Annotated in this window: 10 protein-coding genes and 1 tRNA gene; 2 read left to right on the forward strand and 9 right to left on the reverse strand. The window is 67.9% G+C overall.

What is annotated here, in order from left to right; all coding sequences use genetic code 11:
• Nucleotides 1–194: 194 nt before the first annotated feature.
• The 4 genes from RF637_RS03765 to RF637_RS03780 all read right to left on the reverse strand — a co-directional run bounded on the left by RF637_RS03765 (nt 195) and on the right by RF637_RS03780 (nt 6,712).
• Nucleotides 195–1,406 (reverse strand): TerC/Alx family metal homeostasis membrane protein, encoded by a 1,212-nt coding sequence (locus RF637_RS03765; protein ID WP_368835344.1) that lies wholly within the window; start codon nt 1,404–1,406, stop codon nt 195–197.
• A gap of 104 nt (nt 1,407–1,510) precedes the next feature.
• Nucleotides 1,511–3,658 carry an excinuclease ABC subunit UvrB gene (uvrB, locus tag RF637_RS03770; protein ID WP_368844188.1) on the reverse strand — a complete coding sequence of 716 codons (2,148 nt, stop codon included), beginning with the start codon at nt 3,656–3,658 and terminating at the stop codon, nt 1,511–1,513.
• 62 nt (nt 3,659–3,720) lie between these two features.
• Entirely contained in the window at nt 3,721–4,347 is a 627-nt protein-coding gene (gene coaE, locus RF637_RS03775) for a dephospho-CoA kinase (protein ID WP_368844189.1), read from the reverse strand.
• Nucleotides 4,340–6,712 carry a dephospho-CoA kinase gene (locus RF637_RS03780; RefSeq protein ID WP_368844190.1) on the reverse strand — a complete coding sequence of 791 codons (2,373 nt, stop codon included), beginning with the start codon at nt 6,710–6,712 and terminating at the stop codon, nt 4,340–4,342. Before RF637_RS03780 ends, coaE begins: the two co-directional genes overlap by 8 nt.
• Before the next feature lie 159 nt (nt 6,713–6,871).
• On the opposite strand from RF637_RS03780, the gene RF637_RS03785 reads away from it, so the two are divergent.
• Nucleotides 6,872–7,594 (forward strand): YigZ family protein, encoded by a 723-nt coding sequence (locus RF637_RS03785; protein ID WP_368844191.1) that lies wholly within the window; start codon nt 6,872–6,874, stop codon nt 7,592–7,594.
• Nucleotides 7,595–7,680: 86 nt separating this feature from the next.
• On the opposite strand, the gene rpsA is transcribed toward RF637_RS03785, so the two are convergent.
• From rpsA to RF637_RS03805, 4 genes are all read right to left on the reverse strand, one after another.
• The gene (gene rpsA, locus RF637_RS03790; RefSeq protein ID WP_144996587.1) at nt 7,681–9,150 is read right to left on the reverse strand and encodes a 30S ribosomal protein S1; all 1,470 of its coding nucleotides are present in this window, start codon (nt 9,148–9,150) and stop codon (nt 7,681–7,683) included.
• 185 nt (nt 9,151–9,335) lie between these two features.
• Nucleotides 9,336–10,733, reverse strand: coding sequence for a GNAT family N-acetyltransferase (locus tag RF637_RS03795; protein ID WP_368844192.1), 1,398 nt, complete (start codon nt 10,731–10,733; stop codon nt 9,336–9,338).
• Between the two features lie 129 nt (nt 10,734–10,862).
• Complete coding sequence (polA, locus tag RF637_RS03800; RefSeq protein ID WP_368844193.1) at nt 10,863–13,751, reverse strand: DNA polymerase I; 2,889 nt, start codon at nt 13,749–13,751, stop codon at nt 10,863–10,865.
• A 135-nt stretch (nt 13,752–13,886) separates the two neighbouring features.
• Entirely contained in the window at nt 13,887–14,621 is a 735-nt protein-coding gene (locus RF637_RS03805) for an ANTAR domain-containing response regulator (protein WP_368844194.1), read from the reverse strand.
• A 195-nt stretch (nt 14,622–14,816) separates the two neighbouring features.
• Between RF637_RS03805 and RF637_RS03810 the strand changes: the two genes are divergently transcribed.
• Nucleotides 14,817–14,898, forward strand: a tRNA-Leu gene (locus tag RF637_RS03810).
• 602 nt (nt 14,899–15,500) lie between these two features.
• Here RF637_RS03810 and pyk read toward each other — a convergent pair.
• On the reverse strand, nt 15,501–17,003 hold the full coding sequence (gene pyk, locus RF637_RS03815; protein ID WP_064846830.1) for a pyruvate kinase: 1,503 nt from the start codon (nt 17,001–17,003) through the stop codon (nt 15,501–15,503).
• Between the last annotated feature and the right edge of the window lie 24 nt (nt 17,004–17,027).

Raw genomic sequence — 17,027 nt, forward strand, 5'->3', positions numbered from 1 at the left:
ACGGCGCCCGACGTACTGACGTGCACGGAAGTGGTGGGATACTCCCTTGATCAGGTAATAGTGTACCGGTTTCCCGGCGTGGAGGCACGCGGTGAAGGGCGAGGCCCCGCCGGTGCACCGGCGGGGCCTCGTGGCGGATCCGTGAGCGGGCCACGGTGGCGGCCCCTGGACGGGCCCTCGGGCGAGACGCGAACTCAGCGGTTCTCGGTCCGGGCGAGCCGGTGCTGACGCAATCCGTGGGCCCGTTCGAGCAGGTCGTGGTAGCGGGCCTCGGACTCGATGAGCTCGTCCCGGTACTTCTCCTTCACGGTGGGCAGCAGTTCCCGGTACCTGGTCATCTTCTCCGCGGCCTTGACCCGCTCGTCCCGGGGCGCGTCCTCGGGCAGGTCCAGGTAGCGTTCGGCCCAGTCGCGCGCGCCGTTGACGATGCGCACCGCGCGGCCCTTGGGGCTGAACAGCGATGCGAGCACGGTCACGATCAACACCCCCAGGATCACGGCCAGTGAGAACCCGGTGGTCACCTCGACCACGTGCACGGGCTCGCCGTCGTTGATGAACGGCAGGGTGTTCTCGTGCAGGGCGTGCAGGATGAGCTTCACGCCGATGAAGCCCAGGATGATCGCGAGACCCCACGAGAGGTAGATCAACCGGTCCAGCAGACCGTCGATCAGGAAGTACAGCTGACGCAGACCCATGAGGGAGAACGCGGTGGCCGTGAACACGATGTAGGTCTCCTGGGTGAGACCGAAGATCGCGGGGATGGAGTCCAGGGCGAACATGATGTCCGTGAGCCCGATGGCCACCATGACCAGCAGCATGGGGGTCATCACGCGCTTGCCGTCGACCTCGGTGAACAGCTTGTCGCCGTCGTACTCGTCCGTGGTCTTGAGGAAGCGCTTGGCCAGACGAACCATCACGTTGTTGGCCTCGTCTCCCTCGTCCTTGTCCGTGACCTCACCCTTGACCAGGTTGCCCGCGGTGTAGAGCAGGAACAGACCGAACACGTAGAACAGCGCGGACCACCGGTTGATCGCGGCCGCGCCGATGAAGATGAACACCGTGCGGGCGATCAGAGCCACCACGATGCCGAACAGGAGCACCTTTTGCTGGTCAGCCCGGGGCACCTTGAAGGACGCCATGATGATCAGGAACACGAACAGATTGTCCACGGACAGGGCCTGCTCGGTCACGAAGCCCGCGTAGTACTGCGCCGCGAAGCCCGGGCCGTCCCAGAACAGGATCAGCAGGCCGAAGATCAGGGCCAGGGACACATACAGGCTGGTCCACAGCGCCGCTTCCTTGATGCTGGGTTCGTGCGGTTTGCGCGCGTGGAAGATGAAGTCGTACGCGAGCAACCCCACGATCACCGCGATGGTGACCCCCCATTGCAGACCGGAAACCTCCACGAGCACCCCTTAGGCGAGAACGACGTATGCAGCAGCCCGGGAACGGGCTGGGTAACTTGGGAAGTTTACCTGACTAACAACTCGCCGTGAGGGGTGCGATCGGCTCACGCGTGGCCGGCGTCCTTCATGCGCCGCAGTTCCTTCTTGAGGTCCGCGATCTCGTCCCGCAGCCGCCCGGCCAGCTCGAACTTCAGCTCGGCGGCCGCGTTGCGCATCTGCTCACTGAGGTCCTCGATCAGATCCACGAGGTCCTCGGCGGGTGCGGCCGCGACACCGTCGCGCAGCAGTTTGGACTCCGCGGCGGCCGCGGCCTGATCCTTACCCGTGGCCTTGCCTGTGGCCTTGCCCTTACCGCCCTTGACAGGAGCGGTGTGATTGTTGGCGGCGGCGCGCTGGGCCAGCAGGGTGCGGGTGTCCTCGTCCTCGCGTGCCAACTGATCGGTGATGTCCGCGATCCGCTTGCGCAGCGGTTGCGGATCGATCCCGTGTTCCTCGTTGTACGCGACCTGGATCTCCCGGCGGCGGTTGGTCTCCTCGATCGCAACGTTCATGGAATTGGTGATCTTGTCCGCGTACATGTGGACCTCACCCGAGACGTTACGGGCGGCGCGACCGATCGTCTGGATCAGGGACGTGGTGGAACGCAGGAAGCCTTCCTTGTCCGCGTCCAGGATGGCCACGAGGGAGACCTCGGGCAGGTCCAGGCCCTCGCGCAATAGGTTGATGCCCACGAGGACGTCGAACGTGCCCATGCGCAGGTCCCGCAGCAGTTCCACGCGCTTGAGGGTGTCCACGTCCGAGTGCAGGTACTGGACCCGCACACCGTGTTCCATGAGGTACTCGGTGAGGTCCTCCGCCATGCGCTTGGTCAGCGTGGTCACCAGGACGCGTTCGTCGCGTTCCACGCGCAACTCGATCTGTTCCAGCAGGTCGTCGATCTGACCCTTGGTGGGTTTGACGATCACCTGGGGGTCCACGAGTCCCGTGGGGCGGATGATCTGCTCCACCACGGAGTCCACCTTGGACATCTCGTACGGCCCCGGGGTCGCGGACATGTACATGGTCTGCCCGATTCGTTCCAGGAACTCGTCCCATTTCAGGGGGCGGTTGTCCATGGCGGACGGCAACCGGAAGCCGTGTTCCACCAGCGTGCGCTTGCGGGACATGTCCCCCTCGTACATGCCACCGATCTGCGGCACGGTCACGTGGGACTCGTCGATGATGAGCAGGAAGTCGTCCGGGAAGTAGTCCAGCAGACAGTGGGGAGCGGAACCGCGCGGGCGGCCGTCGATGTGCAGCGAGTAGTTCTCGATCCCGTTGCAGTAGCCCATTTGTTCCATCATCTCGAGGTCGTAGGTGGTGCGCATGCGCAACCGCTGGGCCTCCACGAGCTTGTTCTGCGACTCGAGCTCCTGCAGCCGCTCCTGCAGCTCCTTCTGGATGGACTCGATCGCCGAGGCCATGCGTTCCGCACCGGCCACGTAGTGCGAGGCGGGGAAGACGTACATCTCCTGCTCCTCGTTTACGATCTCCCCCGTGAGCGGGTGCAGCGTGTAGATCGCCTCGATCTCGTCCCCGAAGAACTCGATGCGCACCGCGAGTTCCTCGTACATGGGGATGATCTCCACGGTGTCCCCGCGCACGCGGAACGTCCCGCGGTGGAAGTCCACGTCGTTGCGCACATACTGCATGTTCACGAACTGACGCAGCAGGGTGTCCCTGTCCATCTCCTGGCCCACGGCCAGGGTGACCATTTGCTTGACGTACTCCTCCGGGGTACCCAGACCGTAGATGCAGGACACGGTGGAGACCACCACGGTGTCGCGGCGGGTCAGCAGGGCATTGGTCGCGGAGTGCCGCAACCGCTCGACCTCCTCGTTGATCGAGGAGTCCTTCTCGATGAAGGTGTCCGTCTGGGGGACGTAGGCCTCCGGCTGGTAGTAGTCGTAGTAGGAGACGAAGTACTCAACGGCGTTGTTGGGCAGCAGTTCGCGCAGCTCGTTGGCCAGCTGGGCGGCCAGGGTCTTGTTCTGCACGAGCAACAGCGTGGGCCGCTGGACGGCCTCGATGAGCCACGCGGCGGTCGCGGACTTACCCGTGCCCGTGGCGCCCATGAGTACCACGTCCTTCTCCCCGCCCTCGATCCGGCGGGACAGGTCCGCGATGGCCTTGGGCTGGTCACCGGCGGGCTGGTACTCGGACACGACCTCGAACGGGGCGACCACACGATTGATCTTCTGCGCGAGCGACATGGACCCAGCGTACGCGCCGACTCAGACACGGATCCGGGCGGCTCGCATCGCTCCGGAACTGCTCACAGGACCCGCGTGCGCCACCACTCGTCCACCTGCGCGAGCAGGTCCTCGATGGTCGTGGAATTGTCGAGAACTGCCGTGGCCACCGCCCGGCGCTGCTCGTCGGTGGCCTGGGCCGCGATCCGGCGGCGGGCGTCCTCCGGGCTCATCCCGCGGTCCTCGACCATCCGCCGCACCCGCTCGTCCTCGGGGGCCTGTACCACGAGCACCTCGTCCATCGTCCCGTACTGACCGGTCTCCACGAGCAGCGGGATATCGTGGACCACCACTCCCCCCGGCGGGAGCTCACTCACGAGCCGCGCGGTCTCGCGCCGCACGAGCGGGTGGATGATCCCGTTCAGGGCTGCGAGCTGCTCGGGGTCTTCGAACACGATGGTCGCGACCGCCGCGCGGTCCAGTGCGCCCGAGTCCGGCTGCACGATCCGCTCACCGAAGTGGGCCACCATGGCCTCGTAGCCTGGTTCCCCCGGTTCCTGCAGGGCCCGGGCGATCGCGTCCGCGTCCACGACGAGCGCCCTGAGCTCGCTCAGCCGCCGCGAGACGGTGGACTTGCCCGAGGCGATCCCGCCCGTCAGCCCGACCCGCAGGGTCTCGGTGTGGCCAGGTCTGCGCAACAGCTCAGTCATGACGGTGTCCTTCCGTGTCCTGGTCCCGGCCCAGTGCCGGGAGCACGTGGTCGCGCCAGATCTCGCGGGAGCGCTCCCGCAGACCGTGGAGGTCACCGTCGTTGACGATCACCTCGTCCGCGACCGCCCGGATCTCCTCCGGCCCGGCGGCCACGTCCACCCGGTCCCACGCGTCCTCGGCGGGCAGGCCCTTACCCGCGCGCAACCTCCGCACCCGGTCCTCCACGGGTGCGTCGACGGCCACGACGAGGTCGAACCGGTCCCCCTGGTCCGCCTCGAGCGGGTCCCTGATCACCTGCACGACCACGCTGTCGGGTCCCGCGTCCCGGGCACGACGCCGCGCCGCCTCCCGCAGCGCGGGGAGCAACAGTTCGTGGGCGCGGGCCCTGGCGGCGTCGTTGTGAGTCATCAGGTCGTCGAGCGCCTCGGCCACAGCGGCCTTGTCCTGCGAAGAGACCCCCCGGGCGCGCAACTGCTCCCCGAAGACGCGCTCGACGTCCGCGCGCGTGTCCGTGCCCGGGCTCAGGAGCTCGCCCCACAGCGCTGAGCTGTCCACGACGACGGCGCCCTGCGCCTCGAACTCGCGGGCCACGGTGTGCTTGCCCGCCGACGGCCCACCGGTGAGCGCGAGCTGGAACACCGGCCGGCCCTCCTGCTCCCGCTGCCAGTGCCACGTGCGGGGCTGATGGGTGTCGTGATCGGGTTCGGTGCCCACCTCGTACTCGGGACGGATGACGTAGTCCTCGATCGCGGCGGTGTCCTGCTGCGCCCTGCGGTGGTACTCCTCCGCGGGCAGCACCTTCTTCCACTGCCGCGTGCGCATGGGACGCGCGGTACCGGCGTCCTGGCGTAACGCCCGCAACAGCATCCCGGCCTGCAGGACCTCCAGGACCATCACGGGAGCACCGATCACGATGATGACCTCCTGCAGGGCGTTGAGCCCGTTCTCGCCGGAGGTCGTGATGATCGCGGCACACACCGCGCCCACGGCGAGCGTCCAGAAGATCCGCTGTCGGCGCGGGCCTTCGTCCTCGTGCCCATTGGCCATTGCGTCCATCACGAGCGCGCCGGAGTCGATCGAGGTGATGAAGAAGATCGTGATGACCACGAGCGCCACGAGCGCGGTGACCGCGAACCACGGCATGGACCCGAGCAACTGGAACAGCGCGGCCTCCACGTTGCCCTGCGTGACGATGGTGTCCGTGAGACTGCCCTGCGTCTCGGGAGCGCGGTCGATGCGGATCGCGCTGTAGCCGTAGATGGCCATCCACACCGCCACGAACGACGACGGGACGCCGAGCACCCCCACCACGAACTGGCGGATCGTGCGCCCGCGCGAGATCTTGGCCACGAACATCCCCACGAACGGCGCCCATGTGACGGTCCAGGCCCAGTAGAACACCGTCCAGTCACCGGACCACGTGCCGCCGCCGAACGTGTCGTTGAAGAACGCGAGCGTGGGCAACTGGTTCACGTAGCCACCCACGGATTCCACGATGCTGCGCATCGTGTCCATTGTGGCCCCGGCCATGAGCACGAACAACAACAGGGCCACGGCCAGGACGATGTTCGCGTACGACAGTCGCTTGACGCCCTTCTCCATGCCCGCGAGCACGGAAGCCAGGCCCACCGCCGTGATCAGCGCGATGATGGCCGCCTGGATCCACCCCTCCATCGGGATGCCGTAGACGTACGTGAGGCCGCTGTTGATCTGCAGCGCCCCGAGCCCCACGGACACCGCGAGCCCGAACACGGTCGCGACGATCGAGAGCACGTCGATCGCTTTTCCCCACGGGCCGTGGATCCCGTCCCCGAGCACCGGGTGGAACGCGGACGAGACGCGCGGGGGCAGTTTGCGCTTGTACGTGAAGTACCCGAACGTCAGACCGGGTACGGCGAGGATCGCCCACATGTGCACGCCGAAGTGGAAGTTGGCGATGTTCAGGGCCTCCACCGCGGCGCGGTCCGAGGCGGGTTCGGTGCCGTACATGGGTGGGTTCGCGTAGTGGTTGATGGGTTCAGCCACACCCCAGAACATCAGCACGGCGCCCACGCCCGCCGCGAAGAGCATCCCGAACCACGCGATCCCGGAGTACTCCGGGACGGAATCGTCGTCGCCGATCTTCACGCGACCGTAGCGGCTCAGTGCGAGACCGATCGCGAAGATCACGAGAGCGGTCACGCTGAAGGTGTAGAACCATCCCGTCTGGTAGCGCAACGCATGGGAGACCACGCCGAAGACCGATTGCACGGGCCCCGGGAACAGACTCATGCCGAGCGTGAAGACGACGACCAGCGCGGCCGAGACGAAGAAGATGGACGGGGTCGTGCGCAACCCCAGTCGGTCGTGAAGACGATTGAGCACAGGTCAGCTTTCCGATGGGAGGCGGTGGCACGTGGCCGCATCGGCGCGGCAGGTCTCACTGTAGTGGCCCTCCCGTGCTCAGAGCGGGCGCCCCGGGACCGTCCCGGGCCCCCCGCGCGGCCACGAGCCCCCGGATCGGCGCGTCCCTACACTGGTGGTGTGCCCGCCGAATCCCTCTCCCACGACGCCGCGGACTCGCGCGTGTCCTACACCGTCCCGCGCCGGGGCATCGTGCACAGCGCGGAGCTCGAGATCAAGAAGTCGCGGTTCCTGGCACTACTCACCCGCGTGGACACGGAAGCGGAAGCCCGCGAGTTCATCTCCCGTGTGGCCGCCGAGCACCGGGACGCCCGTCACCACTGCTCGGCGTTCGTGCTCGGACCCACGCGCGCCACGACGCGCTCGTCCGACGACGGCGAACCGGCGGGTACCGCGGGCACGCCCATGTTGCAGGCGCTGACCGCGCACGCCACGACCCGGCAACGCACCGCGGACGAGGCCGGTGACCTCTCGGACGTGTGTGGCGTGGTCGTGCGGTGGTTCGGCGGGGTCAAGCTCGGGGCCGGCGGGCTCGTGCGCGCCTACTCCGGTGCCGTGACCGCCGCGCTGGACACCGCCCCGCTGGTGCGCAGGATGCGCTGCCGCGAACTGACCCTGCCGCTCGCCTACGCCGAGGCCGGCCGCGTGGAGTCCCAGATGCGCGCCCGCGGGTTCACGGTCCTGCCCACCGGTTACGGCTCCGCGGACGCGACCCTGCGCCTGCTCGTGGCGGACCTCCCCGGCGCCATCGACGACGCCCGGGCAGCCCTTGCGAGCATCACCGCGGGCCACGCGAGCGTCCACGAGGGACCCGCCCGGTGGGAGGACGTCCCGGACATGTGAAAGGTCCCGCTCCCCGTCACGGGGAGCGGGACCTCTCGGATTCACCTCACGGCGAGCTCACGGGCCGACGTGCCGCCGCGTGCGACTCAGTGACCGGTGAGCTTCTCGCGCAGAGCGGCGAGGGCCTCGTCGGACGCGAGCGTCCCCGCGTCCTCGGCCGGAGCCTCGGAAGAGTAGCTCGTGGGGCCGGAGGAGTGGCTCGGGGAGGACGAGGAGGACGAGGTGGTCGCCGCATCCTGGTCTTCCTGCAGGTGCTTGCGCACCTGCTCCTTGTGCGCCTCCCAGCGGGACTGGGCCTGAGCGTACTGCTCCTCCCACGCGGCGCGCTGTTCCTCGTAACCCTCGATCCACTCGTTGGTCTCGGGATCGAAGCCCTCGGGGTACTTGTAGTTGCCCTGCTCGTCGTACTCGGCGGCCATGCCGTACTGGGCGGGATCGAACTCGGTGGAGTCCGGGTCCACACCCTCGTTGGCCTGCTTGAGGGACAACGAGATCCGGCGGCGGTCCAAGTCGATGTCGATGACCTTGACGAACAGCTCCTCGTTCACGGAGACGACCTGCTCGGCCATGTCCACGTGACGCTGCGCCAGCTCGGAGATGTGCACGAGGCCCTCGATGCCGTCCTCGACGCGAACGAACGCACCGAAGGGAACCAGCTTGGTGACCTTGCCGGGGACGACCTGGCCCAGGGCGTGGGTGCGGGCGAACAGCTGCCACGGATCTTCCTGGGTGGCCTTGAGCGAGAGCGACACACGCTCGCGGTCCATGTCGACGTCCAGCACCTCGACGGTGACTTCCTGACCGACCTCGACGACCTCGGAGGGGTGGTCGATGTGCTTCCAGGACAGCTCGGAGACGTGCACCAGGCCGTCGACGCCACCCAGGTCCACGAACGCACCGAAGTTGACGATCGAGGAGACGGTGCCCGTGCGGACCTGGCCCTTCTGCAGCTGCTGCAGGAAGTTGGCGCGCACCTCGGACTGCGTCTGCTCGAGCCATGCACGGCGGGAGAGGACCACGTTGTTGCGGTTCTTGTCCAGCTCGATGATCTTGGCCTCGAGCTGCTGACCGATGTACGGAGCGAGGTCGCGGACGCGGCGCATCTCCACGAGGGAGGCGGGCAGGAAGCCACGCAGGCCGATGTCCAGGATGAGGCCGCCCTTGACGACCTCGATGACGGTGCCGGTGACGACGCCGTCCTCGTCCTTGACCTTCTCGATGTCGCCCCAGGCGCGCTCGTACTGAGCGCGCTTCTTGGAGAGGATCAGGCGACCTTCCTTGTCCTCCTTGGTGAGGACCAGAGCCTCCACCTCGTCACCCACAGCCACGACGTCATCGGGGTTGATGTCGTGCTTGATGGACAACTCACGAGAGGGGATGACACCTTCGGTCTTGTACCCGATGTCCAGGAGGACCTCGTCGCGGTCGACCTTGACGACGGTGCCTTCCACGAGGTCGCCGTCGTTGAAGTACTTGATGGTCGCGTCGACAGCGGCGAGGAAATCCTCTTCGGTTCCGATGTCGTTGACGGCGACCTGCTGGGTGGTGGTGGTCATGTAGTAGGGACTCCGATGAAATTGATGTGATGGTTTGGTGTCACCGACCCCGCCCTGTGGGGCGCACCGGATTGGCGACGTCACGCTTGATGTGGGCGTGCGAATACACGCACCGCTCCAGTCTAGGCCCGAAACCGTGCCGGTTCAAGCCTGGAGGGTGCGTCCGCGCGCTGCGCGAGCCGCGCTTAGAACGGGGAGATGCAGTACGGGTGGGTGGGCGTGGACATGAGCGCCTGGATGTCCCGCAGGGCGGCGTCGTCGCGCACGCGCAGCAGGCCCGCGTAGTGCAGCGTGGACGCCTTGACGGCCCCAAGGTACAGCGAGCCGAGCGAATCGACGTTCAGGGCGACGTCCGCGCCGTCGGGCAGTTCCACGGCGGGCATGGACTTCCCCGCGAGATCGTCCTGTGTGCGCGGGCGGTCCGCTACGCGTTCCACGCGGGGGGCATCACCGGTGGTGTCGATCTCGTAGATCCCGTCCGCGAAGCCCATGGAGTCCACGACCGACATCCTGACCTTGCGGTGGGACGTGTAGTGCCGGGCGGACAGGGCTGCCACCGGGTCCAGGACGCGCAACCACAGTCGCTCGTAGCGCTTGCGCACGGTGTAGGCGGACATGTCCACCATGCCCCACATGAGCGGGTCCTCCATCTGGGCGCTGTTGTAGCGCACCTCCGTGACGAGGTCCAGGTTGCACAGGTACTCCCACAGGGCGATGCGCACCTGCGAGCTCGGGGACACGAGGTCCACGACCTTCAGGTACCCCTGGAACCCCTGGGTGGAGACGAACTTGTAGCTCACGTAGCCGTCCGCCTCACCCCGGGCGTCGTAGTGCACCGCGGTGCGGATCTCAGGATCCGGGCCCTCCTGGTCCCAGCTCCACCGACCGGAAATAATGTCCCACCACTTCTGCGTGCGCGTGAGGGAGCCCGCCGTCACGCGGTGGAAGCGATCGAAGATGCTCGGCGCCAGCTCGGCCACGGCGTGGTTGTCTGCCATTTCCACCGTGCCCACGGTCGGGGCCTTCAACTGCAACCGCGTGTGCGCGTCCACCGTGATCTCGGTGTTGAACGTGCCCGCACCGAAACCGAAGCGACCGTAGATCGTGGCCTCGGAGGCGGTGAGCGCCGCGATCGGGAACCCCGCCTCGTGGGCCTCGGTCAGGTCGGTGGTCATGAGCCGGCGCAACAGTCCTCGCCGGGCATGGGTTGGGCGCACCGTGACCTCAGAGACCAACCACGCGGGCACGCTGCTCCCTTCCCCGAGCGTCAGCTCCGAGTCCCACGAGCAGAACGTGGCCACGGGTCGCTCGGCCCCCAGCGCGGCTGTGGGCACGGGGTCCGCGGTGTATGCGGCGCGGAACCGGGTGCCAGCGGCGCGCATCGATCGCAGGTTGCGCTCGGTGGCCTCCTGCCCCGGTTCACGGCCGTGGAACCCCTGGGCGACCGCCCGGTTCCACTCCACGAACTCGGGGTTCGCGTCCGTGCCACCCTCGTTCGCGAGAAAGCGGCGCAGGACGTAGTCGTTCCCGCGGGCGCTGTACTCGCTCTCGCGGGTCTGCTCGTGCCGGGGTGTCGCGTTCATGATGCTCCTCGTCGTGACTCGGGCGGTTCGGGTGTGCCGTGGCCCGCCGCGCGGTGGCGGGTGTGGTGCTGGGTGCACGGCCTGCTGCGGCGCCGAGCGGCGGGCTGAGTGGTCCGTGCGCTCAGGCGGTCAGTGGGCGGCCTGGTGCCATGTCCGCCCCGTGCCCACGTTGACGTCCAGGGGCACGGTCAGTTCCGCGGCCCCGGCCATCTCGGTGCGCAGGATCTCCTCGACCCGCTCCGTCTCCCCCGGGGCGACCTCCACGATGAGTTCGTCGTGGACCTGCAGCAGCACCCGCGAGCGCAGGTCGTCCTCGCGCAGGGCCCGGTCCACGCCGATCATGGCCTTCTTGATGATGTCCGCGGCAGAGCCCTGGATGGGTGCGTTCAGGGCCATGCGCTCGGCGGCCTGGCGGGCCTGGCGGTTGTCGCTCGTGAGGTCCGGGAGGTAGCGGCGTCGCCCGTCGATCGTTTCGGTGTAGCCCTTGGAACGGGCTTCCTCGACGACGCCGCGCAGGAAGTCCCGCACGCCGCCGAAGCGTTCGAAGTAGCCGCTCATCATGGTGCGGGCCTCGTCCACGCCGATGTTCAGCTGCTGGGACAGGCCGTAGGAGCTCAGCCCGTAGACGAGGCCGTAGCTCATGGCCTTGACCTTGGAACGCATCTGAGGGGTGACGTCCTCCGGGGCCACGTCGAACACGCGCGAGCCCACGAACCGGTGCAGGTCCTCCCCGCCACGGAACGCCTCGATCAGGCCCTCGTCCCCGGACAGGTGGGCCATGATCCGCATCTCGATCTGGGAGTAGTCCGCGGTCATGAGGCATGCGAACGGGCCCTGGGAGTCCTCCCCCACCACGAACACGTCGCGGATGCGCTGGCCCTGCTCGGTGCGTACGGGGATGTTCTGCAGGTTGGGACCCGTGGAGGACAGCCGTCCGGTGGCCGCCACGGTCTGCTGGTACGTGGTGTGGACGCGCCCGTCCTCGGCGATCGCGTCCCGCAATCCGGCCACGATCTGCTTGAGCTTGGAGTACTCGCGCCAGTTCATGAGCGCCACGAGGAACCGCGAACCCTGGGTCTCGGGGTCCACGCGTCCGAGCAGGTCCGCGACCGCCGCGGCGTCCGTGGTGTACCCGGTCTTGGTCTTCTTGGTCTTGGGCAGGCCGAGTTCCTCGAACATCACGGCCTGCAGTTGCTTGGTGGAACCCAGGTTGATCTCGTGGTCGATCTGCGCCTGCGCCTGCTCGAAGGCCTGGTCGATCGGTTGCTGGAGGTCGTCGAACAACCGGTCGACACCTGGGCGGTCCATCGCGATCCCCGTGGCCTCCATCCGGGCGAGGATCACGGCGAGGGGCATCTCCAGATCCGTGAGCAGCCCCAGTTGGCCGTCGGCCTCGAGCAGCCCGCGCAGGTGTTCGCTCAACTGCCGGCACGCGGAACCGAGCGTTGCCTGGCGACGCAGCTCGGCGTCGCTCACACCGGCCAGCTCGTCCTCTTCGTCCGACGCGTCCAGGGCGAGTTCGGTCTGTCCGTCTTTCTCCGACGCCGCGGACTCGTCCGCGCGGGGCACCTCCACCTCCAGGTGGTGGCTCAGTTGGGCGTCCAGCTCGTAGGAACGCAGCGCGGGCCGCACGAGGTAGCCGGAGAGCTGGACGTCGTCCACGACACCGGCGAGCTCGATCCCGCGCTGGATCAGACCGTGGTACAGGTCCTTGAGGCCGTCCACGATCTTGGGCGCCGCCGGGTCTGCGAGCCATTCCTCGACGGCGATGGTCAGCTCCTGGTCCGCGGTCACGAGGTCCACGGCGGCACCGCGCTGGTTCATGAGCATGAGGGTGGTCACCTCCGCGCCGGAGGGTGCCTTGGGGTCGTGCGCCAAGCGGCGGACGACGATAGGCACGTCCTTCTCCCCCGCGTCCAGCCAATCGCTGAACTCCTGGGCGGTGCGCACCCGGGTGACGTCGGTGACCTCGGGAACCGTGGCGGCGTCGTCGTCGGAAGCGTGGGAACCGAAGGCCTCGAGCAGACGCCCGCGCAACTGGGCACCGAACTCGAGCTCGTCGAAGACCACGCCGACCCGCTCGGGATCGGCCTCGGGCAGTACCGCATGATCCAGGTCCACGCCGAGGGGCAGGTCCGTGACCAGGCGGTTGAGTTTGCGGTTGCGCCGCACGAGGTCCTCGTGCTCGCGCAGGGCCTCGCCCTTCTTGCCGGTGATCCGGTCCGCGTGCTCGAGCAGCGATTCCACGGGACCGTAGGACGTGATCCACTTGGCCGCGAAGCCGGGACCCACGCCCGGTACACCCGGTAGGTTGTCCGCGGTCTCCCCCGTCAGCGCGGCGAGATCCGGGTAGTTCTGCGGGGCGACCTTGTACTTCTCGAAGACCGCCTGCGCGTCCATGCGGCGCAGGTCCGACGGCGTGCGGCCCGGGTAGACCACCGTCACGTGGTCCGTGATCATCTGGAACGCGTCCCGGTCACCCGAGAACACGAGCACCTCGAAGTCCTCGGCGGCGGCCGTGGTGGCGAGCGTGGCCAGGACATCGTCCGCCTCGTGGCCCTCGCTCGTGACGATCGGAATGCCAACAGCCTCGAGGATGCGTCGGATGTTGGGGACCTGCCCGTGGAACTCCTCCGGGGTATCGTCCCGGCCGCCCTTGTACTCCCCGTACTCCTGGGAGCGCAGGGTAGGGCCCTCGAGGTCGAAGGAGACGACCAGGTGGGTGGGCTTCTCCTCGCGCACGAGCTTGACCATGGTGTTCACGAATCCGTAGACGCCCTCGGTGTGGACGCCGTCGGACGTCACGAAACCGGGGCCCCCACCGTACTCGGCAGCGCGAGAGAGCGCGAAGAATGCGCGGAACGCCAGGGAGTGGCCGTCGATCAGTAGCAAGCGCTTCTCGGGCCGGGACACCGGAACGGGCAGCGAGACCTCCTGCGGGTGCTCGGTCTTCTCACCGATCACCACGGTGCGGGTCTCAGGGGCGTCCTGGCTGGCCTGCTTGCTCGTCTCAGTCACGGCTCCATCCTAGGGCCACCCCCGGACAGGCACAGGCCCCGGCGGAACACGGGCTCGGGCGCGGGACGTCGCACGGCCAGGGACAGCTTCGGGCGCGTTCCGCGCGCGGCCCGGGACGAGCTGGGCCCCGGGGCGTCAGGCCACCTGGCTGATGATCGCCTCGGCCACCTCGCGCATCGACAGCCTGCGATCCATGGACGTCTTCTGGATCCAGCGGAACGCCTCGGGCTCGGACAGACCCATCTTGGTCTGGAGCAGCGACTTGGCGCGTTCCACGAGCTTGCGCGTGGCGAACTGTTCCTTCATGTCCGCGACCTCGCTCTCGAGGGCCGTGATCTCCTCAAAACGAGACATCGCGATCTCGATCGCGGGCACCACGTCGTCCACGGTGAACGGCTTGACCACGTACGCCATGGCGCCGGCCTCCCGCGCACGCTCCACGAGCTCGCGCTGGCTGAACGCGGTGAGCAGTACCACGGGCGCGATCCGGTCCTGCGCGATCTGCTCCGCGGCGGTAATCCCGTCCATCACGGGCATCTTCACGTCCATGAGCACGAGGTCCGGGCGGTGCTCGGAGGCCAGGGCGACGGCGAGCTCCCCGTTCTCCGCCTGCGCCACCACGCGGTACCCGGCGTCCTCGAGCATCTCGACGATATCCATGCGGATCAGCGCCTCGTCCTCCGCGACGACGACCGTCTTGGCTTCGGAACCCTGCGCCTCGGAACGGACGGCGTGGTCCTGGGCGGGCGCGGCGTCGACGTGGGTCGTCTCGGCGCGGGCGGTGTCGGGCTGCGCGACGCCAGGGTCTGCGGCGCCCGACCGTTGTGCCCCGGGCGCAGTGGGCTCCGGGGTGTTCGACGAATCCGTCACGGGGACTCCTAGGTTTGGGGACAACTTGGTCGTGTCGACACGGCATCCAACCACGAGTGCCGCGAACGCGCCTCATGGGACACATCACACCCCCGGGCGCGGAAGGGGCGGACCGGTCTCCAGCCTAGACCCATCATGTATGCTGTTATCCGCACCGGCGGCGGTGGCCCGCACTACGGTCCCCTTCCCGGACATGCCCAAGTGGCGGAATTGGCAGACGCGCTGCACTCAAAATGCAGTATGGAGACATGTGTGGGTTCGAGTCCCACCTTGGGCACGACAACTCGCTCCGTCGGAGCACCTTTGGAACGGCCTCGCACCCGCGGGGCCGTTTTTCGTGGCCGAACACAGGGCGAATGCACGGGGGTCGTGGGCCTTCCCGCATCCGTGGTCGGGCGGGTGGGTGGACCGGTCGGGAACCTGTCAGCAATGGGGAGGCCCGCCCGTGCTCGACGACAACACCACTCTGTGCATGCTGTAGAACTTCAAGCACCACTGCTCCCTGCGGTTCAGCCCCGAGTTCTTCGCACCCCACCAGTCACGGGAAGCGGCTGCGGGGGAAGAGTACGGCGCCGGGTTCATCAAGTTTCCCTACGACCGGCCCCTGCCCATCACGCTGCTCGAATCCCTCATGCGGGACCGGCTCCCCGATCAAGGCACGTAGCAAAACCTTTGGGAAACCGTAGGGCCCCAGCCGCTGTTCGCGCGATCGATCAGCATCCACGGTCAGCACGCAGAGTGGAGTAAAGGCAGCTCGGACGGCGTCCGGACTGCCTTTACTCCACTAGAACATCGGGTCGAGACCCACACGCAGATGCCGCGACGAGAACCGCTCGCAGCGGTCCGCCATACGGGCGACCCGCGTGGGTCAGCGACCGATCACGGCTCCCGCCACGTGGCGGAACCGGCCATGCCGCCCCACGGCCCCACGCGCTCGCGGGGTTCGCGCTGGGGTGCCTCGCCGGCGTCCTGGAGGTCGCCCACGCGGTGCACCTTCACGAGGTTGGTGGACCCGGCGTGGCCCGGGGGCGAACCGGCGCAGATGATGACCATGTCCTCGGTGTTGGCGAGATCATGCTGGAGCAGGTAGTGGTCCACCTGACGAGTCATGTCGTCGGTGTGCTCCACGCGATCCACCCGGATGGGCTGGACGCCCCACAGCAACTGCAGCCACGCCTGCACGCTCTTCTCGGGGGTGAACGCGAGGATCGGGCGTTCCGGGCGCAACCGGGACAACCGGCGGGCCGAGTCACCCGTCTGGGTGAACGTGCAGATGTAGTTCACGTCCAGCTGCCGGGCGATGGTCACCGCCGCGCGGGTGATGGCGCCGCCGCGCGTGCGGGGCTCGGTGCCCAGCGGGGGCATGCGGTCCATGCCCTGCGTCTCGGTGGCCAGGATGATGTTCGACATGGTCTCGAGCGTCTTGATGGGGTACTTGCCCACCGAGGTCTCGCCCGAGAGCATCACGGCGTCCGCGCCGTCGAGCACGGCGTTCGCGCAGTCCGAGGCCTCGGCGCGCGTGGGGCGCGGGTTGTCGATCATGGACTCGAGCACCTGGGTGGCCACGATCACGGGTTTCGCCCAGCGGCGGGCGAGCTCGATCGCGCGCTTCTGCACGATCGGCACGGCCTCCAGCGGCAGCTCCACACCGAGGTCGCCGCGGGCGACCATGATGCCGTCGAACGCGTCGATGATCTCGTGCAGCGCATCCACGGCCTGGGGCTTCTCGATCTTGGCGATCACGGGGATCTTGCGATCCTCCTCCGCCATGATCTCATGCACCCGGGTGATGTCCTGGGCGTCCCGCACGAAGGACAGCGCGATGATGTCGACGCCGCGCTGCAGGGCCCAGCGCAGGTCCGCCTCGTCCTTCTCGCTCAGTGCGGGGACGTTGACGGCCACGCCGGGGAGGTTGATGCCCTTGTGGTCGGACACGGTCCCGGCGACCACGACCTCGGTGGTGACGGCGGTGTCCGACACGGCCGTGGCGCGCAGGGCGACCTTGCCGTCGTCGATCAGCAGCGGGTCCCCCACGTTGACGTCGCCGGGCAGGCCCTTGTGGGTCGTGGAGCACAGCTCCTTGGAGCCGGGGACGTCCTCGATCGTGATCGTGAAGGTGTCACCCACGTCCAGCGCATGGGGGCCGTCCGCGAAGTTGCCCAGCCGGATCTTGGGCCCCTGCAGATCCGCGAGGATCGCGACCGTGGTGCCCAGCTCTTCGCTGGCCCGGCGCAGGTTCTCGTAGGACGTATTGTGCACGGTGTGGTCACCGTGACTCATGTTGAGGCGAGCCACGTTCATTCCGGCCTGGATCGCCTGGGTGACGTTCTCGTACGAGGAGATGGCGGGGCCGATGGTGGCCACGATCTTCGCTCGACGCATGGGTGACTCCCTTTCGAATGGCGG

This window comes from Kocuria sp. CPCC 204721 (assembly GCF_040980945.1).
Lineage (GTDB): Bacteria > Actinomycetota > Actinomycetes > Actinomycetales > Micrococcaceae > Kocuria > Kocuria marina.